This is a genomic window from Burkholderia cenocepacia, assembly GCF_900446215.1.
GTDB lineage: Bacteria > Pseudomonadota > Gammaproteobacteria > Burkholderiales > Burkholderiaceae > Burkholderia > Burkholderia cenocepacia.
In genome coordinates, this window is the sequence record NZ_UAQZ01000018.1 from 288,828 (window position 1) to 315,043 (window position 26,216).

A 26,216-nucleotide genomic window follows, 5' to 3' on the forward strand; every position below is an offset into this window, starting at 1 on the left:
ACGTGAGCGCCGCCGACGAGGCCAGCGCCGCCCGGCAGGACGACGCGATCGCCGCGCCCGCGGGCGCCGATTCGACGCCCGACACGGTCGACGGTGTCGCGGCGTTCGCACGCCTGTACGGCGAGCCGCTCTTCAAGCTGCCGCAGGACCTCTACATCCCGCCCGATGCGCTCGAGGTGTTCCTCGAGACGTTCGAAGGCCCGCTCGACCTGCTGCTGTACCTGATCCGCAAGCAGAACTTCAACGTGCTCGACATCCCGATGGCGCAGGTCACCGCGCAATATCTCGGCTACGTCGACCAGATCCGCGCGTCGAACCTCGAGCTCGCGGCCGAGTACCTGCTGATGGCCGCGATGCTGATCGAGATCAAGTCGCGGATGCTGCTGCCTGTCAAGAAGGCCGACACCGGCGAGGAAGCCGAGGATCCGCGCGCCGAACTCGTGCGCCGGCTGCTCGAGTACGAGCAGATGAAGCTCGCCGCGCAGCGGCTCGACCAGCTGCCGCAGCTCGGCCGCGATTTCCTGCGCGCCGAGGTATACATCGAGCAAAGCGTCACGCCGCGCTTTCCCGACGTGAATTCGGACGACCTGCGCGCCGCGTGGGCCGACGTGCTCAAGCGCGCGAAACTCGTCCAGCACCACAAGATTTCCCGCGAGGAGCTGTCGGTGCGCGAACACATGAGCCTGATCCTGCGCCGGCTGCAGAACGCGCGCTTCATGGAGTTCGCCGACCTGTTCGACACGTCGCGCGGCGTGCCGGTCGTCGTCGTGAACTTCATCGCGATGCTCGAACTCGCGCGCGAATCGCTGCTCGAGATCACGCAGGCCGAGCCGTTCGCGCCGATCTACGTGCGTCTCGCGTACCTGCCCGCATAAGGGCCGCCCCCGTCGCCTCCCGTTCCCGGTTCGCTCCGACGCTCGCCGCTTCGCCGCGGCGGGTGGCCGTCCGGCGCGTATCCGACACGTATCCGGCAAGCCTCGATAAAAAGCGAACGATCGTTCTTTTATCGATGCGTCGCGCGGCCAAATCCTCTACAATCCGCCGACGCCCGATGCGCCGCCCGCGCGCCGGCGTTCTCCGCTTCGACCCCGACGCCGCTGCTGCGGCGCCAACGCGCGCCTGCGCGAGGAACCCGCTACCCGATCATGAAAGTCATCAGCTCGATCCAGGAACTGCGCGACCAGCTGCGCGGACAGAACCGCACGGCGTTCGTGCCGACCATGGGCAACCTGCACGAAGGGCACCTGTCGCTGATGCGCCTCGCGCGCCAGCACGGCGACCCGGTCGTGGCGAGCATCTTCGTCAACCGGCTGCAATTCGGCCCGAACGAGGATTTCGACAAGTACCCGCGTACGCTCCAGGACGATATCGAGAAGCTGCAGCAGGAAAACGTGTACGTGCTGTTCGCGCCGACCGAGCGCGACATGTACCCTGAGCCGCAGGAATACCGCGTGCTGCCGCCGGACGATCTCGGCGGGATTCTCGAAGGCGAGTTCCGGCCCGGCTTCTTCGCCGGCGTGTGCACGGTCGTCACGAAACTGATGTCCTGCGTGCAGCCGCGCGTCGCCGTGTTCGGCAAGAAGGATTACCAGCAGTTGATGATCGTGCGCCGCATGTGCCAGCAGCTCGCGCTGCCGGTCGAGATCGTCGCGGCCGAGACCGTGCGGGACGAGGACGGCCTCGCGCTGTCGTCGCGCAACCGCTACCTGACGCCCGACGAGCGCAGGGAAGCGCCCGAGCTGGCGAAAACGCTGCAGCGCGTGCGCGACAGCGTGCTCGGCGGCGAGCGCGACCTCGGCAAGCTCGAGCAGCACGCGCACACGCACCTGGCCGAACGCGGCTGGGTGCCCGACTACATCGCGATCCGCCGCCGCGCGAACCTGATCGCACCGAGCGCCGCCGAACTCGAAGCCGGCGAGCCGCTCGTCGTGCTCGCGGCCGCGAAACTCGGCGCGACGCGCCTCATCGACAACCTGGAAATCTGACGGGCGGCCCGCCCGCGCCTCTCACGACGCATCACGGAGACACCATGCAGCGCCACATGCTCAAATCGAAGATCCACCGCGCGGCGGTCACGCACTGCGAACTGCACTACGAAGGTTCGTGCGCGATCGACGAAGACCTGCTCGAAGCGGCGGGCCTCATCGAGAACGAACGGATCGACATCTGGAACATCAACAACGGCGAGCGTTTCTCGACGTACGCGATCAAGGGCGAGCGCGGCAGCGGGATGATCTCGCTGAACGGCTCGGCCGCGCGCCGCGCGCAGCTCGGCGACCTCGTGATCATCGCGGCGTTCGCGATGGTCGACGAAGCCGAATTGCAGGCCGGCTGGAAGCCGAAGCTCGTGTTCATCGACGAAGGCAACAAGATCAAGGGCCACCGCGATCACGTGCCGACGCAGAACTGGACGTGACCTGAGCGGCATGCCCGCGTGCCGTGGCGCGCGGTGCAGCGATGCCGCTGGCGACCGAAGGGCCGGATACCGTACGCGACGGGATCCGGCCCTTTCTCATTGGAGGTCGCATCGGCCGGACGGCCGGGCGTTCAGGACGCTGCCTTGGCGGCCTTCTCGGCCTTCGGCGCGCGGCGTTCGGCCCATTCGACGATCGGCCGCCACTGTTCGAGATCCTTCTCGACGCGGCTTTTCGCGACGTCCCACAGCGTCAGGCCGTGCGCGGCGATCTGCACGTAGTTCTGCGTGTCGCGCACGTAGCCGAGCACCGGCAGGCCGAGCCCCTCGACGAACCGGTGCAACTGGTCGGACGAGCGCGTGCGCGCGTCGACCCGCATCCCGACGATCCCGACCTCGACGCTGCCCTTGCGCACGGCCTTCTCGCCGGCGAGGCGCTCCAGAAACTGCTGGGTCGCGAGAATATCGAACATCGACGGCTGCAGCGGCACGATCACCTTGTCGGCCAGTTGCAGCGCGACGTTGAGCCGCGTGCCGTGCAGGCCGGCCGGCGTATCGATCACCGCGTATTCGAGGCCGCGCGGCGGCTTCGATGGCGCCTCCGGATCGAGATCCCACGCCTCGATCGCCGGCAACCCGGCCGGCCGCAGGTCGAGCCACGCATGCGCGGACTGCTGCCGGTCCAGGTCGGCCAGCGCGACCCACGCGCCCTGCGCCGCGAAATAGCCGGCTAGATTGGTGGACAGCGTGCTCTTCCCCACGCCGCCCTTCGGATTCGCCACCACGATGACCGTCATGAATTCCCCCGAAAAAGCCGCGCGGCGCCGGCCGCATGGCAGGCGCCGCTCGATTGCGGATACAGGGAGCGATGATATCGGCAAACGGGGGGGTGACCGGAACCGGTCACGTCGAACCGGGCCGCCGGCGTCCGCTTTCGTTCCCGTCACGCGCGCCGGACCGCGGCCCCGCTCGCGCCGATCGCGAACGCGCCGCCGCCCAGCAGGGCCTGCACGGCCAGCGTGACGGCCCAGAACGCCGGATATTCCCAGCCGCCGTTCGGCGACGCGAAGCTCCAGCCGTTCGGCAGATGCGCGGCGACCGCGCCGAGCATGAACGGCAGCAGCACCAGCGCGGCGATGCGCACGCGGAACCCCGCGAGCAGCGCCAGGCCGCCCGCCAGTTCGACCGACGTGGTCAGGTATGCGAGCCAGCCCGGCAGGCCGATCGACGCGAAGAACTGCGCGGTGCCGGGCAGCGTGAAGACGAACACCTTCTGCGCGACGTGCGCGAGGTAGAGCACGCCGAGTGCGACGCGCAACAGCGTCGCGGCGAAATCGTTCAGGCGGGTGGAGTTCATGACGGATTCCTTCGTGAGTGGATGGGAATGGATCGCACTCTATTCGAATCGAATCTGCCGATAAACACGCCAATTCGCTTAAATTGATTCCACAAAAGAATGAATCGGACCACAAAAAAGGGCATGACCGACCATGCCCCGCATCCTGCTCAGTAGCCGCCCTTGCCTTGCGTGGCATCGCCGCCGGACTGGCCGCCGCCCGGCGCATACGAATCGCACGCATGCGCCGCCGCCGACCCGCCCAGCAGCGCCGCGAGCAGTACGCTCCACCACCATCGCGCCCTCATCGTCGCCCTCCTTCGGGCGGACCTCCGCCCTCCTCTGTTGTACGCGATCGGGCGGAAAAAGCGAGGACGGACCGGCGCGGCCTCAACGAAACTCGGCGTACAGCGCGTCGAGGTCGAGGTGCTCGGCGAACGTGTCGGCCAGCCGCTCGAGCGACGCCTCGCGCAGCGCCGGGTAGTCGATGCGGGCCGTCCCGTCGAGCCCTGCCCATGCAAGCAGCGCCGCGCAGGCGTCGGGGGCGTCGAACAGCCCGTGCACGTAGGTCGCGAGGATCTGGCCGTCGGCCGATCTCGCGCCGTCGGGACGTGCGCCGCCCTGCGCGGTATCGGCGGCCAGCATCAGCGCGGGCGTCGCGAGCGCCGGCCCGCGCGTGTCGCCCATATGGATCTCGTAGCCGCGCACGGCAGCCTCGCCCGGCAGCGCGACGTGCCCGGTCACGTTCTTCAGCGTCTTGTCGGGCTGCAGCATCGTGTCGAAATCGAGCAGCCCGAGCCCCGGCACGCTGCCGGGCGCGCCTTCGAGGCCGAGCGGATCGTCGAGCGTACGGCCGAGCATCTGCATGCCGCCGCAGATGCCGATCACCTTGCCGCCGTAGCGCAGATGGCGCCGGATCAGCGCGTCCCAGCCCGCGTCGCGCAACCACGCGAGGTCGCGCTGCACGCTCTTCGAACCGGGCAGGATCAGCAGGTCGGCGTCCGGCACCGGGCCGCTCTTCCAGTACGTGAATTCGACCTGCGGATGCGCGCGCAGCGGATCGAAATCAGTGTGGTTGCTGATGCGCGGCAGCGCGGGCACCACCACGCGCAGCACGCCGGCATCGCCCCGTGCGGCGGCGCTGCGCGCCTGCGCGGGCAGCATGTCCTCCGCGTCGAGCAGCAGCCCGTGCAGATACGGCAGCACGCCGAACACCGGCTTGCCCGTCCGCGCGCGCAGCCAGTCGAGCCCTGGTTCGAGCAGCTTGAGGTCGCCGCGAAAGCGGTTGATCACGAAGCCGCGCACACGTGCGCGCTCGCTGTCCGACAGGCATGCGAGCGTACCGACCAGATGCGCGAACACGCCGCCGCGATCGATGTCGGCGACGAGCACGACCGGGCAGTCGACCCGCTCGGCAAACCCCATGTTCGCGATGTCGCCATCGCGCAGGTTGATCTCGGCCGGACTGCCGGCGCCTTCGACGATCACCGTGTCGTAACCGGCGCGCAGGCGCGCGTACGATTCGAGCACCGCATCGAATGCGACCGGCTTGTAGTCGTGATACGCCCGCGCGTCGAGGTTCATGCGCGCCTTGCCGTGAATGATCACCTGCGCGCCGCGGTCGCTCGTCGGTTTCAGCAGCACCGGATTGAAATCCGTATGCGGCGCGACGCCGGCGGCCATCGCCTGCAGCGCTTGCGCACGGCCGATCTCGCCGCCATCGGCCGTCACCGCGCTGTTGAGCGCCATGTTCTGCGGCTTGAACGGGGCCACGCGCGCGCCGCCGCGGCGCGCGAGGCGGCACAGGCCCGCGACGAGCGTGCTCTTGCCCGCGTCGGACGTCGTGCCCTGGATCATCAGCGTGCCGCGCGGCCGCGGCTCGGGTGCATTCATCGTGTCAAAGGTCGTCGCGAAGCAAAGGCGGCATTATCGCCCGCGCCGGGTCGTGCGCGCCGTTACAATCACGCGATGATTCCGCACGACCTCACCTTCGTCCTCGGCGGCGCGCGCTCGGGCAAGAGCGCGCATGCCGAGCGGCTCGCCGCCGACAGCGGCCGCCGCGTTACCTACATCGCGACCGCCACCGCCGCCGATGCCGAATTCGCGCAGCGCATCGCGCATCACCGCGCGCGCCGGCCGGCCGAATGGGGGTTCGCCGACGCGCCCATCGATCTCGCGGGCACGCTCGCGCGGCTCGACGATCCGCACGCGTGCCTGCTCGTCGACTGCCTGACGCTGTGGCTCACGAACCTGCTGTGCCCCGCCGACGGCGAACCGCTCGATGATGCGCACTACGCGGCGCAGGTCGAGCGGCTCGAGCACGCGTTGCGCGGCGCACGCGCGAAGGTGATCGTCGTCAGCAACGAGATCGGGCTCGGCGTCGTGCCGCTCGGGTCGGTCACGCGCCGCTACGTCGACGAGCTCGGGCGCCTGAACCAGCGCGTCGCCGCGCTCGCGACGCGCGTCACGCTGCTGGTTGCCGGGCTGCCGCTCGACCTCAAGGCGGGAGCGCGGTCATGCTGATGCTGTCGCTGCCGGTCGTCGCGATGCTCGCGGTCGCGGCCGCGATCGTCGACCGCGCCATCGGCGAGCCGGCCGGCTGGCATCCGCTCGTCGCGTTCGGCCGCCTCGCCGCGCGCATCGAAGCCGCGTTGAACACGGGCCGGCGCGGCCGTGTGATCGGCGTCGCCGCGTGGGTCGCGGCGGTCGTGCCGCCGGTGGCCGTCGCGACATGGCTCGTCGCCGTGCTGCCCTGGCCGTTCGCCGCTGCGCTGCACGTCGCGCTGCTGTGGTTCGCGCTCGGCGCGAAGAGCCTCGCCGAACACGTCGCGCCGATCGCCGCCACGCTGCTGCGGCGCGACCTCGACGCGGCACGCGCGCTGACCGCGCGCATCGTGTCGCGCGACACCAGCAACGCGGACGAAGGTGCGCTGTCGCGCGCGGCCGTCGAATCGGCGCTCGAAAACGGCAACGACGCGATCTTCGGCGCGCTCTTCTGGTTCGTCGTCGCGGGCGGCCCCGGCGCATTGCTGTTCCGGCTCGCGAACACGCTCGACGCAATGTGGGGCTACCGCACGCCGCGCTTCCTGACCTTCGGCTGGGCCGCCGCGCGCCTCGACGACGCGCTGAACTGGATGCCCGCGCGGCTCACCGCCGCGAGCTACGCGCTGCTCGGCGACACGGCCGCCGCATGGCGCTGCTGGCGCACGCAGGCGCGCCACTGGGACAGCCCGAACGCGGGCCCCGTGATGGCCGCGGGCGCCGGCAGCCTGAACGTGCAGCTCGGCGGCCCGGCCGTCTATCACGGCGAAATCGAGGATCGCCCGGTGCTCGGCACCGGAGCCACGGCCACCGCCCTTCACATCGTCGCCGCGCTGTCGCTCGTTACGCGCACGCTCGCGCTGTGGCTCGCGCTGCTGGTCGCGAGCGGCGCACTCGTCATGGCCACCCATCATGTCTGATTCATCCATCGCGCACGGCGGCAACCTGCATGAAGCCGCCCGCCGCCACGGCATTCCGTACGACGCGTGGCTCGATCTGTCGACCGGCATCAATCCGATCGGCTACCCGGTGCCGCCCGTGCCGGCCGACGCCTGGCGCCGGCTGCCCGACGACGGCGACGGCCTCGCGGCCTGCGCCGCGCAGTACTACCACGCGCCCGATCCCGCGCACGTGCTGCCGGTCGCCGGCAGCCAGGCCGCGATCCGCGCGTTGCCGGCGTTGCTGCCGGCCGGCGACGCCGGCGTCGCGGCGCTCGCGTACGGCGAATACGCACCCGCGTTCGCGCGCCACGGCCATCGCGTCGTCGAGCTCGACATCCACGCGGATACGCTGCCCGCGACGCTGCGTCACGTCATCGTCGGGAGTCCGAACAATCCGACCGCCGAATTCGTGCCGGCCGCGCGCCTGCTCGGCTGGCATGCGCAACTGGCGGCACGCGGCGGTACGCTGATCGTCGACGAAGCGTTCGCCGACACGGGCGCCGCCCCATCGCTCGCGCCGCACGCCGATCGTCCGGGGCTCGTCGTGCTGCGCTCGGTCGGCAAGTTCTTCGGGCTCGCCGGGATTCGCGCGGGCTTCGTGCTCGCGTGCCCGACCCAGATCGTCGCGTTGCGCGACACGCTCGGCGCGTGGACCGTCGGCGGCCCCGCGCGCCACGCGGTCGCCGCGGCATTCGCCGATCGCGCGTGGCAAGCTGCCGCCCGCGAGCGACTCGCGGCCGACGGCGAACGACTGGCCGCGCTGCTGCGCGCGCACGGCTTCGCGGTCCGCGCGACACCGCTCTTCAGCTGGACCGACGACCCGCGCGCCGCGGCGCTGCATGCGGCGCTCGCAACGCACGGGATCTGGACGCGGCACTTCCCGGCCCCGTCGAGCGTGCGCGTCGGCTTGCCGGGCAGCGAAGCCGAATGGCAGCGCCTCGGCGACGCGCTCGCGCAATGCGTACCCCTGCTGCAGGCGTCCGCATGAGTCCGCGCATGTTCCGTCGGCTCGCGCCGGCCGCGCTGCTGACCGCGCTCGTTCATGCGCCGCTCGTCCACGCCGACGTCTCGACGCGCGACGACGCCGGCAATACGGTCACGTTGCCCGCGCCTGCCCAACGCGTGATCAGCCTCGCGCCGCACGCGACCGAACTCGTCTACGCGGCCGGCGGCGGTGCGAAGCTCGTCGGCACCGTCACGTACAGCGACTATCCGCCCGCCGCGCAAGCGGTGCCGCGCGTCGGCGACAACAAGGCGCTCGACCTCGAACGCATCGCCGCGCTGAAGCCCGACCTGATCGTCGTCTGGCGGCACGGCAACGCCGAGCGGCAGACCGACGCGCTGCGCGCGCTGCACATTCCGCTGTTCTTCAGTGAACCGAAGCATCTCGACGACGTGTCGTCGTCGCTGCGCCGGCTCGGCACGCTGCTCGGCACGCAACCAACCGCCGATGCCGCCGCGGCCGCCTTCATGCGCGACATCGCGGCCCTGCGCGCACGCTACGCGGCACGCCCGCCCGTCTCGATGTTCTTCCAGGTGTGGGACCGCCCGCTGACGACGCTCAACGGCACGCACCTGATCAACGAAGTGTTCGAACTTTGCGGCGGCCGCAACGTGTTCGCGTCGCTCAAGCCGCTCGCGCCGACCGTGACCGACGAAGCCGTGCTCGCGGCGAATCCGGAAGCGATCGTGACGACGAGCGCCGGGGCGACCCGTTCGAACGAACCGCTGCCGAGCCTCGCACGCTGGCGCGCGTGGCCCGCGCTGACGGCCGTGGCGCGCAACAACCTGTTCGCGATCGACGGCGATCTGCTGACGCGGCCGTCGCCGCGCATCGCGCAGGGCGCGGCCGCGCTGTGCGAGGACCTGGATGCCGCGCGTGCGCGGCGGCCGGCGCGCTGATGTCCGGCGGCGGGCGGGTGCATCGCGCATCGATATCGGATGCGCCGGGCGAGCGCGGCGGATCGGTCCTGCGCGGCGTCGGTCATCTGCAGACGCAACCGCGCCTACGCGTCCCAGTGCACGACTTCCGCTGCTTGTGCGTCGTCGTCCGCGCGCAGCCAGACGGCCCCGCCCGTCGGCACCGGCCGCGACAGCAGCGTATCGAGCGGCACACGCAATAGATGCGACGCGAACGCGCGGATCACGCCCGCATGCGTGACGACCCATTGCGGGCCGTCGAGCTTCGCCATCGCATCGGCCTGCCGCGCAATCCGCGCGACGAATCGCGCCACGCTTTCGCCGCCGTGCGCGCACGCATGCATCAGGTCGGCCGCCCATGCATCGAGTGCCGCGCGGTCGATGTCGTCCCAGCGCTGCATTTCCCACGCGCCGAAATCCATTTCCTGCCAGTCGGCATCGCGCCGCAGCGGCACGTCGAGTGCCCGCGCGAGCCGTTCGGCAATCGACGCGCAACGCGTCAGCGGGCTCGTCCAGACCTGTTCGGGCAACGGCGCGCCGAGTGTCGACAGATACGCACGCACGGCCTGCGCGCCGCCATCGGCCGATTCGGCGAGCGGCACGTCGCTGCGCCCGTAGCAGATGCCCGGCTCGATGCCGACGGCCGGATGGCGGATCAGGACGATGTCCATCCGAGCACCACGAGATAGATCGCCAATTCGCCCAATTGCTGCGCGAAACCGAGACAGTCGCCCGTATAACCGCCGATCCGCTTCACGAAGTAGCGGGCCAGCCACGCGCGCACCAGGACGAGCGCCACGCATGCGGCAGCGCCCATGCGCCAGTCCGGCCAGAACAGCCACGGCAGTCCGAACACCGCCGCGACGCACGTCGCGCGTGCGCCCATCCGTTGCGCGACCGGCTTCGCCTTGCCTTCGGGCCGCACGTAGTCGAGCGTCATCAGCAGGCTCACGGCCATCGCGCGGCTCGCCGCATGCGCGGCGATCATCGTCCATGCGGCGCGCAGCGGCAGCATCGACGTCAGCGCCTGCCATTTCAGCCCGAGCGCGATCACGAGCGCGACCGCACCGAACGTGCCGATTCGCGAATCGTGCATGATGCGCAGCACGTCGTCGCGCGTGTAGCCGCCGCCGAACGCGTCGCAACTGTCGGCGAGGCCGTCTTCGTGGAAGGCGCCGGTCGCGAGCAGCGTCGCGGCCATCGACAGCCCGACCGCGATCGACGGTGGCAGCGCGCGCAGCGCGACGAGATAGACCAGCGCGCCCCATGCGCCGACGCAAGCGCCGACGAGCGGGAAATAGCGCGCGGCCTGGTCGAGATCGCCGGCCGCATAGCCGATCGAGCGCGGCACGGGCACGCGCGTGAAATAGCCGAGCGCGACGAAGAAGTAGCGCAGTTCGGCTCGCATGCCGCGCGCGCGCTCAGGCGTCACGATTGTCGACACCGGCGGATTCGAAGCTCGCCATCTCGCTCAGGAACGCGGCCGCCGCGCGCACCAGCGGCAGCGCGAGCGCGGCGCCCGTGCCTTCGCCGAGCCGCAGGTCGAGCGCGAGCAGCGGCTTCGCGCCGAAATGCTCGAGCATGCGCCGATGGCCAGCCTCGTGCGACGTATGCGAGAACACGCAGTAGTCGCGCACGCCGGGCGCGATGCGCTCGGCGACGAGCAGCGCGGCGGTCGCGATGAAGCCGTCGACGAGGATCGTCATCCGCTCGCTCGCGGCCGCGAGGTACGCGCCCGTCATCATCGCGATCTCGAAGCCGCCGAACGTCGCGAGCACGTCGAGCGGCGCGATCGCATGCGAATGCTTGACGAGCGCGCGGCCGAGCACCGCGCGCTTGTGCGCGAGGCCCTGATCGTCGAGCCCCGTGCCGCGGCCGACGCATGCGTCGATCGGCACGTCGAGCAGACGGCTCATCAGGCACGCGGCCGACGACGTGTTCGCGATCCCCATCTCGCCGAAGCCGATCACGTTCGTGCCGAGCGACGCGTGCAGGCGAACGCGCGCCGCGCCGGCGGCCAGCGCGGCCATCGCCTCGTCGCGCGTCATCGCCGGCTGCGCCGCGAAGTTGCGCGTGCCGCGCGCGACCGGCAGCGACACCAGCCGGTCCGACAGCGGCAGCGGCGACGCGACGCCCGCATCGACGATCTCGAGCGTGCTCTGCGCGACACCCGAAAACGCGTTGATCGCCGCACCGCCGGCCAGGAAGTTCGCGACCATCTGCGCGGTCACCGCCTGCGGATAAGGACTGACGCCCTCGGCCGCGATCCCGTGGTCGCCCGCGAACACGATCGTCGCGGGCCGCTGCACGACCGGCCGTTCGGTATGCTGGATCAGGCCGATCTGCAGCGCGACCGCCTCGAGCTGACCGAGGCTGCCGGGCGGCTTGGTCTTGTGGTCGATCACATGTTGGAGACGCTTGCGCAGTGCGTCGTCGAGCGGCGCGATCGCGGGCGGGAATTGGGTCGGAGTCGTCATCGAGAAGCCGTGTCGTGCGCGCGGCATGCGCCGCGCATCGGAAAAATCGGAACGGGAAACGTCATTGTCGCGCAGGCCATGCGGGCAGCAGCGCATCGCGGCCGTTCTCGCGGATCAGCACGAGCGGATAGCCGAACGCGTCGCTCGCGCGCTCGGGCGTCAGCACGTCGTGCACGCGGCCGGCCCACGCTTGGCCGCGGCCGTCGAGCAGCAGCGCATGCGTCGCGAAACGCCGCGCGAGATTCAGGTCGTGACACGAAAACACCACCGTGCGCGGGCCTGCCGCGAGCCACGCGGCGAGCGCGGTCAGGCAGTCGATCTGGTGATGCAGGTCGAGATGCGCGAGCGGTTCGTCGAGCAGCATCAGCGGCGCATCCTGGCACAGCGTCGCGGCCAGCGCGACCCGCTGCCGCTCGCCGCCCGACAGCGACATCACGTCGCGCGCCGCGAGCGGGCTCAGGTCGAACGTCGCCAGCGCATCGCGCGCGGCCGCGCGGTCGTCGTCGCGCTCCCAGCCCCAGCCGCCGAGATACGGAAAGCGGTTGAGCAGCACCGTGTCGAACACCGTCGCGCTGAACGCATCGTGCAATTGCTGCGGCATCAGCGCGCGGCGCTGCGCGAGGTGCTCGGGACGCCACGCGGCAAGCGGCCGGCCGTCGATCTCGACGTGTCCGCCAGCGGGCGGCTGCAATCCCGCGAGCGTGGCGAGCAGCGTCGTCTTGCCCGCGCCGTTCGGGCCGGCGACGCACCAGATCTCGCCGGGGCGGAACGCGTGCGTGAAGCGATCGAGCAGCGTGCGCGCGCCGGCCTTCAATGTCAGGTCGACGGCCCTGTAGTGCATGTCGCCGGCGGCGGCGTACGATGTGGCGCCCGTCATCGCATCGGCCTCCTCAGCAACATCCACAGGAACACCGGCACGCCGATCAACGCGGTCATCACGCCGACCGGCAGTTGCGCGGGCGCGATCGCGGTGCGCGCGAGCAGGTCGGCCGCCATCACGCCGCCACCGCCCGCGAGCATCGCGGCCGGCAGCAGCATCCGCTGGTCGTTGCCGAACGCGAGCCGCAGCGCATGCGGCACGACGAGCCCGACGAAGCCGATCGTGCCGGCCGTCGTCACGGCAGCGGCCGCGGCCAGCGACGCGACGAGATAGATCCGCACGCGCAGCCGCGCGACCGGCACGCCGAGCGCCTGCGCGGTCGCGTCGCCGCGTAGCAGTACGTTCAGTTGCGGCGCGGCCGGCAGCGCGACGCACGCGCTCAGCAACAGCGCGCCCCACGCGAACCACGGCGCCGTCGCGCCGTTCAGGTCGCCCGTCAGCCAGAAGATGATGCCGCGCAGCCGCGCATCGGGCGCGAGCGACAGCAACAGCGTGACGAGCGCGCCCCATCCCGCCGCGATCACGACGCCGGTGAGCAGCAGCCGCGGCGATGCGTCGCGCCACAGCTCGCGTCTGGCGAGACCGAGCACGAGCGCGACCGAGACGAGCGAACCGGCGAACGCGGATGCGTCGACGAGCCACCACGCGCCGCCCGCGATCATCGCGACGAGCGCGAAGCCGGCCGCGCCGCCGGACACGCCCAGCACGTACGGCTCCGCGAGCGGATTGCGCAGCAGCACCTGCAACAACGCGCCGGCCAGCGCGAGCAGCGCGCCGCACGCGAAACCCGCGAGCGCGCGCGGCAGGCGCAGCGTGCGGACGATATCGGCAAACAGGGTATCGCCGCCGTGCGGCACGAGCGACGCGAGTGCCTGCCACGGCGACATCGGCACGCTGCCGATCGACAGCGACGCGACGAACAGCAATGCGACCACGGCGGCCAGCGCGGCCCAGATGACAGTGGCGCGTGCGGCGCTCATGCGGCGCACGGCCGCGCGCCCGACGCACGGCGCATCCGCTTGCAGGGGCCGGCCGGGCGCGACGGGGGCGCGTGGCGGACGATTGGGGTCGGCATCGAAGAACGTTCCGTGAAGCATTGCGCGCCCCGCTTCCCCGCAGGCCGCGCGTCATGGAGCCCGTGCGGGCTCCCCGTCTCGGCCGGTATCCGGGCTGGCGGCGGTCCGGCTCGCCTTCCCGCGCGATGACGCGCAGTGGCCCGCGCCCGCGTGCGACCTGCACGCGAAACGCGCCCGAGCCGGCCTGCGTCATGCGACGCGGCCGCTTACCGTTGCGGGGGCAGCGCAGGTTGACGCGCTCGCGGAGCCCGCACCCTGCTTCCCGTTTAACCGCGCGTCCTGCGCGCGAGCACCGAGGCGGCGCCAGTTTAGGAGCCGGTCGCGCGAGCGTCAAGGAAGCGTCCGGAGACACGCGGGACGCGCCTATTCGCGGCAAGAAGCAGGGGTGTTACGACTGGAAACGTTACAGATGTCGGATTGCGCGTTATTCCGCGCTAAAATGCTGGGTCTTTAGAGGACGCAGCAAATGCTCAACGAACTCGAAACCCTATCTCAAAATATTGGCCGTCTGATTTCGCTGAACAAGCGCTATCACTCGGAACGGCTCGCGCTCGAGGAGCAGGTCGCGCAATTGCGCGCGGAAGCGGACACGGTCCGCGCGGAACTCGCGCAGCTGCGCGACGAACGCAATGCGCTCGCGGCCGAGCGCGACACGCTGTCGGCGAAGATCGACGACGCCCAGGTGAAACTGAACGCGATTCTCGAAAAGCTGCCGCGCTCGAAGAGCGCGGAGCAAGCCGACAACCAGCTCGACCTGCTGGATGCGCAGGCGCGCACGGATGGCGATGACGCGGCCAGCCACGGAGAACATGCATGAGCACCAAGCAGATCGAAGTCTCGATTCTCGGTCAGCCCTATCGGCTCGCCTGTTCGGCCGAGACCGAAGCGGCGCTGCTCGAAGCGGTCGCGCGCGTCGACGCCGAAATGTCGAAAATCCGCTCGAACAGCTCGGTACGCGGCACCGATCGCATCGCGGTGATGGCGGCGCTGTCGCTCGCATCGGAATTGCTGCGGCTGCAAACGAGCGTGCGGCATGGTGAAGCATTTCCGGCGGAGGAAATCCGTCGTACAATGCACCAGATGAACGAACAACTCGGTGCGGTGCTCGCACAGCACGAGACGCAGTAACGTTTCAAACGATGCGTCGATTCCCCTTGATCTCGACGGTCAACGGTGGTCAAATTGGCGCATCGAATCACAGTTCAGTCAGCTTCCCTGCCTGGTTCGCCAAGGTCATATATTCCTTGAACCAATGCCATGTGCACGGTTGCGGAAATTTGTAGCACGGGCGCGCGCGTCACTCTGTCTGATGTACCCGAAGTGCTGCTAACTGCGACCAATTCTGAACCTCAGGTTCAGGATGCCGGCCTAGCGGCCAAGGCGGGGGCCTATCCAACGGCATCGGGAACTTCCGATGCCGTTTCCTTTTGAGGGTCTGTTTGCATGCGGAACGCGCATGCGAATGCCCGAAATCGCTCGTCCCCCGAGGGGACGTCCTTGCGGGGAGCAGGCAAGAAGCGAGGAGCGCCGTTTGGCCGAGCCAAACAAGTGACGAGCGACGCCGCCATACGGGCGATTTCGGGCATTCCCGTGGATTGAATTTTTAGTTTGGGTTGCCACGAGAACGGCCGTCCTCGTGGCAACGCATGCGCGTTCCGCATGCAAACAGACCCTCATGCCCATTCTGCGTCGATTACGATCCATGCAATACTGGCTGATGAAGTCCGAACCGGACGAAGCAAGCATCGACGATCTCGCCAACGCACCGCAGCGCTCGCTGCCGTGGACCGGCGTGCGCAACTATCAGGCGCGCAATTTCATGCGCGACACGATGAAGATCGGCGACGGCGTGCTGTTCTATCACTCGAGCTGCCCCGAGCCGGGCATCGCGGGCCTCGCCGAAGTATCGTCGACGCCCTACCCCGATCCCACGCAGTTCGATCCGAAAAGCCCCTATTACGATCCGAAATCGACGCAGGAAGCGCCACGCTGGCTGCTCGTCGACGTGCGCTTCGTGAAGAAGTCGCCGCTCGTGCCGCTCGCCGCGCTGCGCGAGCACGACGAGCTGGCCGACATGCGCGTGCTCGCCCGCGGCAACCGGCTGTCGATCACGCCGGTCACGCGGGCGGAATGGCGCTTCATCACCGAAAAGTTGATGAAGTAGGCCGCGCGCCAAAGGTCAAATCTGGTCAGTACACGCCGCCGCGACGGAACTCGCGGCCGGTTCGCACGGCCTAAGCAACCGCTGTCGGCCGATCGGGCCGGCTGTCGTTTTTTTCGTCGCGCGGTACGCCCGCGTCGTGCACGCGTGATCCGCGTGTGCGCCCTCGCACAAGGAGTCCAACAATGACCAAGAAATCCGCACTCGCGCTGTCGCTCGCCCTTGCCGCCGCCGTTCCCGTCGCGCTGACGCTCGCGTCGCCCGCCGCGCACGCCCAGACGGCGAACCCGCACTTTCCGGAGCCGGCGGGCGTGCTGTCGCTTTCGTCGCAGGCCAGTGCCGACGTGCCGCAGGACATCATTCACATCACGCTGTTCTACGAGCAGCAGGCCAAGGATCCGGGCAGCCTCACCGCGCAGCTGAACCAGCGCGCGGACGCGGCGCTGTCGCAGGCGAAGGGCGTGTCGGGCGTCACCGCGCATACGGGTGCGTTCTCCGTGTATCCGAGCACCGATCGCGACGGCAAGATCTCCGCATGGCGCGGCCGCACCGAGGTCGCGCTCGAATCGCGCGATTTCGCCGCGGCGTCGAAGCTGGCAGGCCAGTTGTCGAACCTGATGCAGGTCGCGAACGTCGAGTTCTCGTTGTCGCCGGAAGCGCAGCGCGCGGCCGAGCAAAAGCTCACGACGGAAGCGATCAAGTCGTTCCGCGCCCGCGCGGACGAAGCCGCGAAGGCGTTCGGCTACAGCAGCTACACGATCCGCGACGTGAACGTCGGCAGCGGCCGCAACGTGCAGCCGTACACGCGCATGATGGCGATGGCCGCGGCGCCGATGGACAGCGCGAAGATGAGCGCGCCGATCGCGGTCGAAGGCGGCAAGGCCACCGTGTCGGTCACCGTCAACGGCTCCGTGCAGATGAAGTAACGCGCGTCGCGCAGTTGTCGGAAACGAAAACGCCGGCCCGAGGGCCGGCGTTTTTCATGTACCTCCGTGCAGCCGATGCACGCGCCGATCACGCGTGCATCGATACCGCGTCACGTAATCACTTCATGCAGCCGCATTCGCGTTCGCCGCGCGGCGGCGATACGCCCAGACCATCATCGCGACCCCCGCGACGATCATCGGCAGCGACAGCCACTGCCCCATCGACAGGCCGAGCGCCAGCAGACCGAGGAAGTCGTCGGGTTCGCGCGCGAACTCGACCGTGAAGCGCGCGAGGCCATAACCGATCAGGAACAGTGCCGATATCGCGCCCATCGGCCGCGGCTTGCGCGCGAACAGGAACAGCACGAAGAACAGTGCGATACCTTCGAGCGCGATTTCATAGAGCTGCGAAGGATGGCGCGGCAGCATCTGGTATTGCATGAACACGTCGGCGAGATGCCACTTCTCCACGAGTGCCGGGTGCTTCGGCAGCCATGCCGCATCGTCGCGCATCGCGCCCGGGAACAGCATCGCCCACGGCGCCGTCGGATCGGTCACGCGGCCCCACAGTTCGCCGTTGATGAAGTTGCCGAGCCGCCCCGCCGCGAGCCCGGTCGGCACCATCGGCGCGACGAAATCGGTGACCTGCAGCCAGTGCCGCTTGCGCTGCCACGCGAACAGCATCATCGCGAGCGTCACGCCGAGGAAGCCGCCGTGAAACGACATGCCGCCTTCCCACACCTTGAACACGTCGAGCGGGTGCGAGAAGTAGAAATCGGCCTTGTAGAACAGCACGTAGCCGAGCCGGCCGCCGAGCACGGTGCCCAGCACGCCGTAGAACATCATGTCGTCGATGTCCTTCGCGGTCCAGCCCTGCGCCGCGACGTACGGCAGCTTCAGGCGGATCCGGCCGACGACGATCGCCGCGATGAAGCCGACGAGATACATGAGGCCGTACCAGCGCACGGCCAGCGGCCCGAGATGGATCGCAACGGGGTCGAAATTCGGGTGAATGATCATGGGTTAGCGAAGAAGTTTTCGAATACGGTACGGCCGTCGCACGCGCAGCACCGCGCGTTGGACGGCGCCCGCGCGCCATCGTTCACGTCACGCGGCAAGACCTTGTGCGCGCACGACGTCGATGAAACCGGCGAGCACGGGGCTCACGTCGCCGGTGCGCCACACGAGCCCCGTCTCGACGACCGGCGCAGAGCCGGCGAGCGGCCGGTAGACCACGCCGGTGCGCCGCAGGTTACGCAGCGATTGCGGCACCAGTGCGACGCCCATGCCGGCCGACACGAGGCTGACGATCGTCTGCATCTGGATCGCCTCCTGGCCGATGCGCGGGGTTGCCCCCGCCGCGCCGTAGCAGCCCGTAATGATGTCATAAAAGCCGGGCGCCAAACGGCGCGGAAAGATCACGAGCGGCAACGCGGCGACATCGGCAAGCTGCACGGGCGCGTCCTCGGGCGCATCGGACGCCCCGGCCGGCATCGCGACCACCAGCGGCTCGCGCACGACCGGCAGGTACGACAGCCCGGCCGCGTGACGCGGCGGCACGGGCGGAATGACGAGCCCGGCGTCGATGCGCCCGGCGACGAGTTCGTCGATCTGCACGTCGCTCGTCGCTTCGGCGAGCTGCAACCGCACCTGCGGGTAGCGCGCGCCGAACGCACGCAGCAAAGACGGCAACAGCCCGTAATCGGCGGTCGACACGAATGCGAGCGACAGCGAGCCGGCCTCCCCGCGTGCGAGCCGTCGCGCGAGCGGCGGCAGTGCATCGGCCGACGCCAGCAGCCGGTGCACGTCCGGCAACAACGCCGCGCCGACCGCCGTCAGCGCCACCGAGCGCTTGGTGCGCACGAACAGCGCGACGCCCAACGCGTCCTCGAGCGCGCGGATCGCCTGCGACAGCGGCGGCTGCGTCATCGACAGGCGCTCGGCCGCGCGACCGAAGTGGCGCTCGTCGGCGACGGTCGCGAAATAGCGCCACTGGCGCAGGTCGGGGATCGGATCGGCCATGTTCGACTCATTCGAAAAACGACTTAATAGGCGACAAATAATATATTGGACATCCCAATCGGGAAACTCCATGCTTGTTCGATCCGAACCGGCGCGCCCTTCAGGGTGACGCCCATACAACGATGGAGTCCCCCATGTCGTACAACCGCCGCTCGAAGCACATCACGCAAGGCGTGGCCCGTTCGCCGAACCGCTCGATGTATTACGCCCTCGGCTACCAGAAGGACGATTTCGACAAACCGATGGTCGGCATCGCGAACGGCCACTCGACGATCACGCCGTGCAATTCCGGCCTGCAGCGCCTGTCGGACGCGGCCGTGGATGCCGTGAAGGCGGCCGGCGCGAATCCGCAGATCTTCGGCACGCCGACGATTTCGGACGGCATGTCGATGGGCACCGAAGGGATGAAGTATTCGCTCGTGTCGCGCGAAGTGATCGCCGACTGCATCGAGACCTGCGTGCAGGGCCAGTGGATGGACGGCGTGGTGGTGGTCGGCGGCTGCGACAAGAACATGCCGGGCGGCATGATCGCGCTCGCGCGCCTGAACGTGCCGGGCATCTACGTGTACGGCGGCACGATCCGCCCGGGCAACTGGAAAGGCCGCGACCTGACGATCGTGTCGTCGTTCGAGGCCGTCGGCGAATTCACCGCGGGCCGGATGTCGCAGGAGGATTTCGAAGGCGTCGAGAAGAACGCGTGCCCGACGTCGGGTTCGTGCGGCGGCATGTACACCGCGAACACGATGAGCTCGTCGTTCGAGGCGCTCGGGATGTCGCTGCTGTATTCGTCGACGATGGCGAACCCCGACCAGGAGAAAGTCGATTCGGCCGCCGAATCGGCGCGCGTGCTGGTCGAGGCGGTGAAGCGCGACCTGAAGCCGCGCGACATCATCACGAAGGAATCGATCGAGAACGCGGTGTCGCTGATCATGGCCACCGGCGGCTCGACCAATGCGGTGCTGCACTATCTCGCGATCGCGCACGCGGCCGAGGTCGACTGGACGATCGACGACTTCGAGCGCATCCGCAAGCGCGTGCCGGTGATCTGCGACCTGAAGCCGTCCGGAAAGTACGTCGCGACCGACCTGCACCGGGCCGGCGGGATTCCGCAGGTGCTGAAGATCCTGCTCGATGCGGGGCTGCTGCACGGCGACTGCATGACGATCACCGGCCGCACGATCGCCGACGAGCTGAAGGACGTGCCGAGCGTGCCGCGCGCGGATCAGCACGTGATCTTCCCGATCGACCGCGCGCTGTACAAGGAAGGCCACCTGGCGATCCTGAAGGGCAATCTCGCGGAAGACGGTGCGGTCGCGAAAATCACCGGCCTGAAGAACCCGGTGATCACCGGCCCGGCGCGCGTGTTCGACGACGAGCAGAGCGCGATGGATGCGATCCTCGGCGACCGGATCCGCGCGGGCGACATCCTCGTGCTGCGCTACCTGGGCCCGCAGGGCGGCCCCGGCATGCCGGAAATGCTCGCGCCGACTTCCGCGATCATCGGCAAGGGGCTCGGCGAATCGGTCGGCTTCATCACGGACGGCCGCTTCTCGGGCGGCACCTGGGGCATGGTGGTCGGCCACGTCGCGCCGGAGGCGTTCGTCGGCGGCACGATCGCGCTGGTGCAGGAAGGCGATTCGATCACGATCGACGCGCACCGGCTGCTGCTGCAACTGAACGTCGACGAGGCGGAACTCGCACGCCGCCGCGCCGCGTGGCGGCAACCGGCGCCGCGCTATACGCGCGGGGTGCTCGCCAAATTCGCGGCGCTCGCGCGGCCGGCGAACCAGGGGGCGGTCACGGGCTGAGGCAGGGACACCATCGCATGCGGCCCCGATAAACGGGGGCCGCCTGGGGAACGCGCAAAACCTGCTTCCCCTTTGCTTCTATAATGCGCGGACCATGAAGCCGGCCGTCCCCGCCGGCGGAGAACCGCATGAAACAGACGATATTGCGCGTGCTGCTCGCGATGCTGCTGACCGGCAGCGCGGCGGCGGCGCGTGCCGACCAGGCCGACGGGCTCGCCCTGGCGCAGCGCAGGAACTGCATGGCCTGCCATGCGATCGGCAAGCCGCTGATGGGCCCGGCGTTTCGCGACATCGCCGGCAAGTACGCGGCGCGTGGCGATGCCGTCGATTACCTCGCGCAATCGATCGTGAAAGGCAGCGTCGGCGTGTGGGGCAGCGTGCCGATGCCCGCCAATACGCAACTGACGAGCACCGAAGCGCACACGCTCGCGCAGTGGGTGCTGTCGGTACGCTGAACCGGATAGCGGCGCGGCGCCCCCCGTCGGGTGCAGGGCGCCGCAAGAAGGCAGCCCTGTAACGACCGGCCAGCGCCTTCCCGGCGGCTTCACAGGCGCTTACCGCACCTGCTCCCCGTTCGCGAACGATGGCCCGTTCAGCCGGAATGACCGGCGCGACGACGGGCGATCTCTTCATCGACCGCATCGCGCACCCAGTCCATCACCTCGGTTTCCAGCGCGAGCGCGACTTCGCGCGTGACCTGGCCGACCAGCCAGGCCGAATGCTCGTGCAGCGCATCGCGACAACGCGCTTCGATGGCCTCGCGCCCGGCCCCGGTCAGATAATTCGTCAGGCGATTGCGCAGCCGTTCGGCGATGTGCTGTGCATCTTCCGGCGTCAGCCCGTCCGCGGCCTGCGCGTCCGGCTGCGGCGCTGCGCTCGGCAGGACCGCCTCCGGCATCGCCGTATCGGGCGCGTGCCCGGCCGCTTCGTGCGCCATCGCGGCGAACGTGGGCTGCGGCAAGTCGTCATTGACCAGCGACGAGCGCAGCGGCGCCATCGTCGCCCCCGCCTCTTCGGCGACCACGTGCTCCGCGGCGCCGGGTTCGGCCGGCGCATCGGTCTCGCCCCCGGCGGCCGGCGTCGCCACGTCGCCCGGCAGCTCGACGGCCGGCACGTGCGGCGTCGGGACGGGTTCGACCACGACGGAATCGGGGTCGGCTTCGGTTTGACGGGAATCGGCCGGCGCGGCAGCGGCGGCGCCCGGTGCGATCACGTCGGTGAGCACCGGAATCGCCGCGCGGTCGTGCGGCGCGGCGGCGGCGGACGCGGACGAACGCGCCGACGCCGGCTTGCCCGGCACCAGCACGTCGGTCAGTGTCGGGATCGAGGATGAATCGGCTTCTGTCACGGGAACACTCCGTCGACGGTTGCGGCTAGCCGCCCTGCTTGTAGTTGTTCAGCGCGTAGCCGCGGTCGCGGTAGAACCGGTAGCGGTCGCGGCCCGCGGCCAGCTCGTCCGGCGCGTTGCCGACCACTTCGAGCAGGCGCTCGAAGCGGGCGAACTGCGCGGGCACGGTCGCGCCGAGGTTCAGCAGCACGTGATGATGCGGCGCGCGATCGAGATCGGCGGCCAGCACGATCGGCGTGCCGGCTGCATGCTCGCTGTCGACGCCGCAATGCGGGATGAAATCGAGCGGCGAGAACGTCCAGAGCCGCTCGTCGAGCGCGCGCAGGCGCGCGGGCTCCGCGAGCACGACGACCGGCTGCCCGGCCTGATAGGCCTTGCGCAGCAGCCGGCACGCGTATGCGAGCGAATCGCCGACGTTCGAGTGGAAATCGATCCGCGTCATGGCCCGCGCACCCGCAGCGTCGTCAGCCCCGCCATCACTGGCCGGCGCGGTCGATCAGGAACTGCGCGAGCAACGGCACCGGACGGCCCGTCGCGCCCTTCGCGGCACCGCCCTTCCACGCGGTGCCCGCGATGTCGAGGTGGGCCCACGGGTAGCTCTCGGTGAAGCGCGACAGGAAGCACGCGGCCGTCACGGCGCCGGCCGGGCGCCCGCCGATGTTCGCGAGATCCGCGAAATTCGACTTCAGCTGATCCTGGTACTCGTCGTCGAGCGGCATGCGCCATGCCGGGTCGTTCGCCTCGCGCGACGCGTCGAGCAGTTCGCCCGCGAGCGCGTCGTTCGTCGAGAACAGCCCGCTGTTGTGGCCGCCCAGCGCGATCACGCAGGCGCCCGTCAGCGTCGCGACGTCGATCACGGCGGCCGGCTTGAAACGCTCGGCGTACGTGAGTGCGTCGCACAGGATCAGGCGGCCTTCGGCGTCGGTGTTCAGCACCTCGATCGTCAGTCCCTTCATGCTGGTGACGATGTCGCCCGGCTTCGTCGCATTGCCGCCCGGCATGTTCTCGCAGGTCGGCACGATCGCGACGACGTTGATCTTCAGGCCCATCTCGGCGACCGCGCGGATCGTGCCGAGCACCGAGCCCGCGCCGCACATGTCGTACTTCATCTCGTCCATGCCCTCGCCCGGCTTCAGCGAGATGCCGCCCGTATCGAACGTGATGCCCTTGCCGACCAGCACGACCGGCGCGGCCTTCGCGGCGGCGCCCTGGTAGTGCAGCACGATGAACTGCGGCGGCTCGACCGACGCGCGCGCGACCGACAGGAACGACCCCATCTTCAGCGCCTGGATCTGCTTGAGCCCGAGGACTTCGGCCTTCAGGCCCCAATCCTTCGCGATCTTCTTCGCGGTGTTGCCGAGATAGGTCGGCGTGCAGACGTTGCCCGGCAGGTTGCCGAGGTCGCGGGTGAGATCCATCCCGTTCGCGAGCGCGACGGCCTGCTTGACCGCGACCTTCGCGGCCTTTTCGTCCGCCGGGTCGACGCTGAACACGACCCGCTTGAGCGTGTGCGACGCCGGTTCCGGCTTGCTCTTCATCTGCGTGAAGCGGTAGGTCTCGTTGCGCAGCGCGAGGATCGCGGCGCGCACGCCCCAGTCGGAGCTGCGTTCGTCGACCGGCAGTTGCGCGAGCGAGAACGTGACCTGGACGACCTTGGTCGCCAGCAGCGCGCGCCAGGCGGCCGTCACCGCATCGTTATAGGCTTTCTGATTGAAAGCATCCTGCTTGCCGAGCCCGACCAGCAGCACGCGCGACGCGCCGATGCCCGACACTTCGTGCAGGAACAGCGTCTTGCCGCGCTTGCCGTCCATGTCGCCGGCCTTCACCACGCGCGAGATCAGTCCCTTGGTGGCCGTGTCGATGTCGAGCGCCGCGCCCGACAGGGTCTGCGCCTCGAAGATGCCGAGCACGATGCAGTCGGACTTCCCGGTCAGGAACCCCTTGGCCTCGCCTTTGCTCCAATCACAGCCTTTTATGCTAAAGTCCATCGCGCTTGTCCTCGGATAAAATCTGGGCTAAGGATGAAAGCCGCAATTATCCGCTATTTTTCCCGTGGCGGCGCGAGCGCTCCACCACGCGTGCGCAGCCTCCCGCCCTCTTCTCATCAAGAATGATCTTCGAACGCTCCCTCCAGCGCGAGCTTGCGTATACGGCTGGCGCCGTGTTCATGGTGCTGCTCACGATCATGCTCACGACGATGATGATTCGCATCGTCGGCTACGCCGCGTCCGGCGAAATCGATCCGCGGGACGTGCTCGTGCTGATCGGCCTGACCGTGATCGGCTATCTCGCCGTGATGCTCGTCGTCACGCTGTTCGTGTCGATCCTGTTCGTGCTGACCCGGTGGTACCGGGACTCCGAAATGGTGGTGTGGCTCGCGTCCGGCGTGAGCCTCACGCGCCTCATCAAGCCGATCGGCGTGTTCGCCGCGCCGATCATCCTGCTGATCACCTTCTTCGCGTTCGTCGGCTGGCCGTGGTCGAACCAGCAGAGCAAGATGATCAAGGCGCGCTTCCAGCAGCGCGACGAAATCTCGCTGCTCGCGCCGGGCCAGTTCCGCGAATCGGCCGCGAACCATCGTGTGTTCTTCATCGAGAAGATGTCGCCGGACCAGAGCAAGGTCCAGAACGTGTTCGTCACGTCGACGGAAAACGGCAAGGTCAACGTGGTCGTGTCACAGACGGGCCATACGGAAACCTCGAAGGACGGCGATCGCTTCGTCGTCCTCGAGGACGGCCGCCGCTACGACGGCACGCCCGGCCAGCCGAACTTCAAGATCATGGAGTTCGAGCGCTACGGCGTGAAGATCACGAGCAAGCCCGTCACCAACGTGCAGACCACCAACAGCACGCCCACGCCCGACCTGTTGCGCAACCCGACGCGCGACAACCTTGCGGAATTCGCGTGGCGCGCGGGGCTGCCGCTGATCGCGATCAACCTGATGGTGCTCGGCATCCCGCTCTCGTACCAGAACCCGCGCCGCAGCCGCACGATCAACCTCGTGATGGCCGTGCTGATCTACCTCACGTACTCGAACCTGCTGAACGTCGTGCAGGCGCAGATCGAGCAGGGCAAGATGTCGTTCGGCGTCGGGCTCGTCGGGCTGCACGTCATCGTCGCGGCGATCGTCGCGTTCATTTTCTGGTTGCGCGTGCGCAATCGTCCGTTGTTGACACGCGCGCTGTTCGGCCGCTCGGGAGCATGATCGATGCGGCTCTATGAAAAGTACTTCGCGCGACAGATCTACATCACGTTCATCTTCATCCTGTTCGCGTTCTCGGGTCTGTTCTTCTTCTTCGACCTGATCAGCGAGCTGAACTCGGTCGGGCACGGCAACTACAAGTTCGGTTACGCGGTGCTGCGCGTCGCGCTGCAGACGCCGTCGCGCTTCTACGAGATCATCCCGGTCGCCGCGCTGATCAGCGCGATCTACGTGTTCGCGCAGATGGCCGCGAACTCGGAATTCACGATCTTCCGCGTGTCGGGCCTCGCGACCAACCAGGCGCTGCGCTCGCTGCTGAAGATCGGCGTGCCGCTCGTGATCGTCACCTACCTGATCGGCGAATTCGTCGGCCCGTACGCCGACCAGTTGTCCGAACGCGTGCGGCTGCAGGCGCTCGGCGCATCGGTGTCGTCGAACTTCCAGTCGGGCGTGTGGGTGAAGGACACGCTCGCGGCCCGCGAGAACGGCGAGCAGGTCACGCGCTTCGTCAACGTCGGCAGCCTGTCGCCCGACTCGACGATCAGCAACGTGCGCATCTACGAATTCGACTCGAAATTCCAGCTGCAGAACGTGCGCATCGCGCAGACGGGCCGCTACGAGCCGCCCGGCCACTGGCTGCTGAAGGGCGTCACCGAGACGGAGCTGACGCCGATCAAGCCGATCAGCGGCCAGCCGGCCGATGCGCTGAACCCCGTGTACCGGTCGCAGCAGGTGTCGCTGCCCGAATACCGGCTGCGCTCCGACCTGACGCCGCAGATCCTGTCGGTGCTGCTCGTGTCGCCGGAGCGCATGTCGATCATCAACCTGTTCCGCTACATCCAGCACTTGCGCGAGAACCAGCAGGACACGCAGCGCTACGACATCGCACTGTGGCGCAAGCTGCTGTATCCGTTCGCGGTGTTCGTGATGCTCGTGCTGTCGCTGCCGTTCGCGTACCTGCATACGCGCGCCGGCGTGGTCGGCGTGAAGGTGTTCGGCGGCATCATGCTCGGCATGAGCTTCCAGTTGCTCAACACGCTGTTCTCGCACATCGGCACGCTGAATACGTGGCCCGCGCCGCTCACCGCGGCGACGCCGGGCCTCATCTATCTCGCGCTCGGCCTGTTCGCGCTCAAGTGGGTCGACCGGCACTGAGCGCCGCGTC

At 68.9% G+C, this 26,216-nt stretch carries 29 protein-coding genes, 1 other RNA gene and 1 riboswitch; of the genes, 16 read left to right on the top strand and 14 right to left on the bottom strand.

Going from position 1 to position 26,216, the window contains the following annotated elements; all coding sequences use genetic code 11:
• The first annotated feature begins 2 nt into the window (after positions 1-2).
• The 3 genes from DTA15_RS37900 to panD all read left to right on the top strand — a co-directional run bounded on the left by DTA15_RS37900 (position 3) and on the right by panD (position 2,416).
• Entirely contained in the window at positions 3-875 is an 873-nt protein-coding gene (locus DTA15_RS37900) for a segregation and condensation protein A (RefSeq protein ID WP_006478106.1), read from the top strand.
• A gap of 270 nt (positions 876-1,145) precedes the next feature.
• The gene (gene panC, locus DTA15_RS37905; protein WP_006484042.1) at positions 1,146-1,985 is read left to right on the top strand and encodes a pantoate--beta-alanine ligase; all 840 of its coding nucleotides are present in this window, start codon (positions 1,146-1,148) and stop codon (positions 1,983-1,985) included.
• 44 nt (positions 1,986-2,029) lie between these two features.
• A complete protein-coding gene (gene panD, locus DTA15_RS37910; RefSeq protein ID WP_006484038.1) occupies positions 2,030-2,416 on the top strand; it encodes an aspartate 1-decarboxylase in 387 nt (128 codons plus the stop codon).
• Positions 2,417-2,547: 131 nt separating this feature from the next.
• On the opposite strand, the gene DTA15_RS37915 is transcribed toward panD, so the two are convergent.
• From DTA15_RS37915 to DTA15_RS37925, 4 genes are all read right to left on the bottom strand, one after another.
• Positions 2,548-3,210 (bottom strand): ParA family protein, encoded by a 663-nt coding sequence (locus DTA15_RS37915; protein WP_006484037.1) that lies wholly within the window; start codon positions 3,208-3,210, stop codon positions 2,548-2,550.
• 146 nt (positions 3,211-3,356) lie between these two features.
• A complete protein-coding gene (locus DTA15_RS37920) occupies positions 3,357-3,770 on the bottom strand; it encodes a DoxX family protein (protein WP_006484043.1) in 414 nt (137 codons plus the stop codon).
• Between the two features lie 149 nt (positions 3,771-3,919).
• Positions 3,920-4,057 (bottom strand): hypothetical protein, encoded by a 138-nt coding sequence (locus DTA15_RS38835; RefSeq protein ID WP_006484040.1) that lies wholly within the window; start codon positions 4,055-4,057, stop codon positions 3,920-3,922.
• A gap of 82 nt (positions 4,058-4,139) precedes the next feature.
• Positions 4,140-5,642 carry a cobyric acid synthase gene (locus DTA15_RS37925; protein WP_012492818.1) on the bottom strand — a complete coding sequence of 501 codons (1,503 nt, stop codon included), beginning with the start codon at positions 5,640-5,642 and terminating at the stop codon, positions 4,140-4,142.
• Between the two features lie 75 nt (positions 5,643-5,717).
• On the opposite strand from DTA15_RS37925, the gene cobU reads away from it, so the two are divergent.
• Genes cobU through DTA15_RS37945 form a run of 4 tightly spaced genes read left to right on the top strand, consistent with a single transcriptional unit; the run spans position 5,718 to position 9,133 of the window.
• Positions 5,718-6,272 carry a bifunctional adenosylcobinamide kinase/adenosylcobinamide-phosphate guanylyltransferase gene (gene cobU, locus DTA15_RS37930; RefSeq protein ID WP_006484041.1) on the top strand — a complete coding sequence of 185 codons (555 nt, stop codon included), beginning with the start codon at positions 5,718-5,720 and terminating at the stop codon, positions 6,270-6,272.
• Positions 6,266-7,210 carry an adenosylcobinamide-phosphate synthase CbiB gene (cbiB, locus tag DTA15_RS37935; protein WP_006493435.1) on the top strand — a complete coding sequence of 315 codons (945 nt, stop codon included), beginning with the start codon at positions 6,266-6,268 and terminating at the stop codon, positions 7,208-7,210. The genes cobU and cbiB overlap by 7 nt, the downstream gene beginning before the upstream one ends.
• Complete coding sequence (gene cobD / locus DTA15_RS37940) at positions 7,203-8,219, top strand: threonine-phosphate decarboxylase CobD (RefSeq protein WP_006493439.1); 1,017 nt, start codon at positions 7,203-7,205, stop codon at positions 8,217-8,219. The genes cbiB and cobD overlap by 8 nt, the downstream gene beginning before the upstream one ends.
• Positions 8,216-9,133, top strand: coding sequence for a cobalamin-binding protein (locus DTA15_RS37945; RefSeq protein WP_012492819.1), 918 nt, complete (start codon positions 8,216-8,218; stop codon positions 9,131-9,133). Before cobD ends, DTA15_RS37945 begins: the two co-directional genes overlap by 4 nt.
• Positions 9,134-9,237: 104 nt before the next feature.
• Here the strand turns inward: DTA15_RS37945 and cobC are convergent, their stop codons facing one another.
• The 5 genes from cobC to DTA15_RS37970 form a co-directional block, all read right to left on the bottom strand.
• Complete coding sequence (cobC, locus tag DTA15_RS37950) at positions 9,238-9,822, bottom strand: alpha-ribazole phosphatase (RefSeq protein ID WP_006484442.1); 585 nt, start codon at positions 9,820-9,822, stop codon at positions 9,238-9,240.
• Positions 9,807-10,559 carry an adenosylcobinamide-GDP ribazoletransferase gene (locus DTA15_RS37955; RefSeq protein ID WP_006484444.1) on the bottom strand — a complete coding sequence of 251 codons (753 nt, stop codon included), beginning with the start codon at positions 10,557-10,559 and terminating at the stop codon, positions 9,807-9,809. The genes cobC and DTA15_RS37955 overlap by 16 nt, the downstream gene beginning before the upstream one ends.
• A 13-nt stretch (positions 10,560-10,572) precedes the next feature.
• A complete protein-coding gene (gene cobT, locus DTA15_RS37960) occupies positions 10,573-11,628 on the bottom strand; it encodes a nicotinate-nucleotide--dimethylbenzimidazole phosphoribosyltransferase (protein WP_006496112.1) in 1,056 nt (351 codons plus the stop codon).
• A gap of 61 nt (positions 11,629-11,689) precedes the next feature.
• Positions 11,690-12,505, bottom strand: coding sequence for an ABC transporter ATP-binding protein (locus DTA15_RS37965; RefSeq protein WP_006484439.1), 816 nt, complete (start codon positions 12,503-12,505; stop codon positions 11,690-11,692).
• Positions 12,502-13,605 (bottom strand): FecCD family ABC transporter permease, encoded by a 1,104-nt coding sequence (locus DTA15_RS37970; protein WP_006484445.1) that lies wholly within the window; start codon positions 13,603-13,605, stop codon positions 12,502-12,504. The genes DTA15_RS37965 and DTA15_RS37970 overlap by 4 nt, the downstream gene beginning before the upstream one ends.
• A gap of 42 nt (positions 13,606-13,647) precedes the next feature.
• Positions 13,648-13,896, bottom strand: a riboswitch (cobalamin riboswitch).
• Positions 13,897-14,050: 154 nt separating this feature from the next.
• On the opposite strand from DTA15_RS37970, the gene DTA15_RS37975 reads away from it, so the two are divergent.
• From DTA15_RS37975 to DTA15_RS37995, 5 genes are all read left to right on the top strand, one after another.
• Entirely contained in the window at positions 14,051-14,401 is a 351-nt protein-coding gene (locus DTA15_RS37975) for an ATPase (protein ID WP_006478092.1), read from the top strand.
• Positions 14,398-14,712: a cell division protein ZapA gene (locus DTA15_RS37980; RefSeq protein WP_006478091.1), complete on the top strand. Its 315-nt coding sequence runs from the start codon at positions 14,398-14,400 to the stop codon at positions 14,710-14,712. Before DTA15_RS37975 ends, DTA15_RS37980 begins: the two co-directional genes overlap by 4 nt.
• An 81-nt stretch (positions 14,713-14,793) precedes the next feature.
• Positions 14,794-14,975: non-coding RNA, 6S RNA (gene ssrS, locus DTA15_RS37985), on the top strand.
• A gap of 311 nt (positions 14,976-15,286) precedes the next feature.
• Positions 15,287-15,748: an EVE domain-containing protein gene (locus DTA15_RS37990; protein WP_006478090.1), complete on the top strand. Its 462-nt coding sequence runs from the start codon at positions 15,287-15,289 to the stop codon at positions 15,746-15,748.
• A 182-nt stretch (positions 15,749-15,930) separates the two neighbouring features.
• Positions 15,931-16,671, top strand: a complete 741-nt coding sequence (locus tag DTA15_RS37995; RefSeq protein ID WP_006484449.1) for an SIMPL domain-containing protein — start codon at positions 15,931-15,933, stop codon at positions 16,669-16,671.
• 123 nt (positions 16,672-16,794) lie between these two features.
• Here the strand turns inward: DTA15_RS37995 and lgt are convergent, their stop codons facing one another.
• Both lgt and DTA15_RS38005 read right to left on the bottom strand, forming a co-directional pair.
• On the bottom strand, positions 16,795-17,691 hold the full coding sequence (lgt, locus tag DTA15_RS38000; RefSeq protein ID WP_006484447.1) for a prolipoprotein diacylglyceryl transferase: 897 nt from the start codon (positions 17,689-17,691) through the stop codon (positions 16,795-16,797).
• 87 nt (positions 17,692-17,778) lie between these two features.
• On the bottom strand, positions 17,779-18,693 hold the full coding sequence (locus DTA15_RS38005; protein ID WP_006484440.1) for a LysR family transcriptional regulator: 915 nt from the start codon (positions 18,691-18,693) through the stop codon (positions 17,779-17,781).
• A 134-nt stretch (positions 18,694-18,827) separates the two neighbouring features.
• On the opposite strand from DTA15_RS38005, the gene ilvD reads away from it, so the two are divergent.
• Both ilvD and DTA15_RS38015 read left to right on the top strand, forming a co-directional pair.
• The gene (gene ilvD, locus DTA15_RS38010) at positions 18,828-20,501 is read left to right on the top strand and encodes a dihydroxy-acid dehydratase (RefSeq protein WP_006484443.1); all 1,674 of its coding nucleotides are present in this window, start codon (positions 18,828-18,830) and stop codon (positions 20,499-20,501) included.
• Between the two features lie 128 nt (positions 20,502-20,629).
• Entirely contained in the window at positions 20,630-20,956 is a 327-nt protein-coding gene (locus DTA15_RS38015) for a c-type cytochrome (protein ID WP_006484446.1), read from the top strand.
• 137 nt (positions 20,957-21,093) lie between these two features.
• On the opposite strand, the gene DTA15_RS38020 is transcribed toward DTA15_RS38015, so the two are convergent.
• From DTA15_RS38020 to DTA15_RS38030, 3 genes are read right to left on the bottom strand one after another with little or no spacing between them, the layout of a single operon-like run.
• On the bottom strand, positions 21,094-21,849 hold the full coding sequence (locus DTA15_RS38020) for a DUF2486 family protein (protein WP_006493437.1): 756 nt from the start codon (positions 21,847-21,849) through the stop codon (positions 21,094-21,096).
• 25 nt (positions 21,850-21,874) lie between these two features.
• Positions 21,875-22,291, bottom strand: a complete 417-nt coding sequence (locus tag DTA15_RS38025) for a DNA polymerase III subunit chi (protein ID WP_006484796.1) — start codon at positions 22,289-22,291, stop codon at positions 21,875-21,877.
• Between the two features lie 34 nt (positions 22,292-22,325).
• Positions 22,326-23,837, bottom strand: a complete 1,512-nt coding sequence (locus tag DTA15_RS38030) for a leucyl aminopeptidase (protein ID WP_006484797.1) — start codon at positions 23,835-23,837, stop codon at positions 22,326-22,328.
• Positions 23,838-23,959: 122 nt separating this feature from the next.
• Here DTA15_RS38030 and lptF point away from each other — a divergent pair, with 122 nt between their 5' ends.
• Entirely contained in the window at positions 23,960-25,054 is a 1,095-nt protein-coding gene (gene lptF, locus DTA15_RS38035) for an LPS export ABC transporter permease LptF (RefSeq protein WP_006484800.1), read from the top strand.
• Between the two features lie 3 nt (positions 25,055-25,057).
• Complete coding sequence (gene lptG / locus DTA15_RS38040; RefSeq protein ID WP_006484804.1) at positions 25,058-26,206, top strand: LPS export ABC transporter permease LptG; 1,149 nt, start codon at positions 25,058-25,060, stop codon at positions 26,204-26,206.
• The last annotated feature ends 10 nt before the right edge of the window (positions 26,207-26,216 follow it).

Bases quoted from the DNA above. Each gene is read 5' to 3' on its own strand.
- DTA15_RS37920 (WP_006484043.1), bottom strand. From the start codon at position 3,770: ATGAACTCCACCCGCCTGAACGATTTCGCCGCGACGCTGTTGCGCGTC.
- lptF (WP_006484800.1), top strand. From the start codon at position 23,960: ATGATCTTCGAACGCTCCCTCCAGCGCGAGCTTGCGTATACGGCTGGC.
- cbiB (WP_006493435.1), top strand. From the start codon at position 6,266: ATGCTGATGCTGTCGCTGCCGGTCGTCGCGATGCTCGCGGTCGCGGCC.
- DTA15_RS38835 (WP_006484040.1), bottom strand. From the start codon at position 4,057: ATGAGGGCGCGATGGTGGTGGAGCGTACTGCTCGCGGCGCTGCTGGGC.
- DTA15_RS38005 (WP_006484440.1), bottom strand. From the start codon at position 18,693: ATGGCCGATCCGATCCCCGACCTGCGCCAGTGGCGCTATTTCGCGACC.
- DTA15_RS37975 (WP_006478092.1), top strand. From the start codon at position 14,051: ATGCTCAACGAACTCGAAACCCTATCTCAAAATATTGGCCGTCTGATT.
- DTA15_RS37990 (WP_006478090.1), top strand. From the start codon at position 15,287: ATGCAATACTGGCTGATGAAGTCCGAACCGGACGAAGCAAGCATCGAC.
- lptG (WP_006484804.1), top strand. From the start codon at position 25,058: ATGCGGCTCTATGAAAAGTACTTCGCGCGACAGATCTACATCACGTTC.
- DTA15_RS37965 (WP_006484439.1), bottom strand. From the start codon at position 12,505: ATGACGGGCGCCACATCGTACGCCGCCGCCGGCGACATGCACTACAGG.
- DTA15_RS37970 (WP_006484445.1), bottom strand. From the start codon at position 13,605: ATGCTTCACGGAACGTTCTTCGATGCCGACCCCAATCGTCCGCCACGC.
- cobD (WP_006493439.1), top strand. From the start codon at position 7,203: ATGTCTGATTCATCCATCGCGCACGGCGGCAACCTGCATGAAGCCGCC.
- DTA15_RS37980 (WP_006478091.1), top strand. From the start codon at position 14,398: ATGAGCACCAAGCAGATCGAAGTCTCGATTCTCGGTCAGCCCTATCGG.
- panC (WP_006484042.1), top strand. From the start codon at position 1,146: ATGAAAGTCATCAGCTCGATCCAGGAACTGCGCGACCAGCTGCGCGGA.
- cobT (WP_006496112.1), bottom strand. From the start codon at position 11,628: ATGACGACTCCGACCCAATTCCCGCCCGCGATCGCGCCGCTCGACGAC.
- DTA15_RS38025 (WP_006484796.1), bottom strand. From the start codon at position 22,291: ATGACGCGGATCGATTTCCACTCGAACGTCGGCGATTCGCTCGCATAC.
- cobC (WP_006484442.1), bottom strand. From the start codon at position 9,822: ATGGACATCGTCCTGATCCGCCATCCGGCCGTCGGCATCGAGCCGGGC.
- DTA15_RS38015 (WP_006484446.1), top strand. From the start codon at position 20,630: ATGAAACAGACGATATTGCGCGTGCTGCTCGCGATGCTGCTGACCGGC.
- panD (WP_006484038.1), top strand. From the start codon at position 2,030: ATGCAGCGCCACATGCTCAAATCGAAGATCCACCGCGCGGCGGTCACG.
- ilvD (WP_006484443.1), top strand. From the start codon at position 18,828: ATGTCGTACAACCGCCGCTCGAAGCACATCACGCAAGGCGTGGCCCGT.
- DTA15_RS37995 (WP_006484449.1), top strand. From the start codon at position 15,931: ATGACCAAGAAATCCGCACTCGCGCTGTCGCTCGCCCTTGCCGCCGCC.
- DTA15_RS38030 (WP_006484797.1), bottom strand. From the start codon at position 23,837: ATGGACTTTAGCATAAAAGGCTGTGATTGGAGCAAAGGCGAGGCCAAG.
- DTA15_RS37925 (WP_012492818.1), bottom strand. From the start codon at position 5,642: ATGAATGCACCCGAGCCGCGGCCGCGCGGCACGCTGATGATCCAGGGC.
- DTA15_RS37915 (WP_006484037.1), bottom strand. From the start codon at position 3,210: ATGACGGTCATCGTGGTGGCGAATCCGAAGGGCGGCGTGGGGAAGAGC.
- lgt (WP_006484447.1), bottom strand. From the start codon at position 17,691: ATGATCATTCACCCGAATTTCGACCCCGTTGCGATCCATCTCGGGCCG.
- DTA15_RS37945 (WP_012492819.1), top strand. From the start codon at position 8,216: ATGAGTCCGCGCATGTTCCGTCGGCTCGCGCCGGCCGCGCTGCTGACC.
- cobU (WP_006484041.1), top strand. From the start codon at position 5,718: ATGATTCCGCACGACCTCACCTTCGTCCTCGGCGGCGCGCGCTCGGGC.
- DTA15_RS37955 (WP_006484444.1), bottom strand. From the start codon at position 10,559: ATGCGAGCCGAACTGCGCTACTTCTTCGTCGCGCTCGGCTATTTCACG.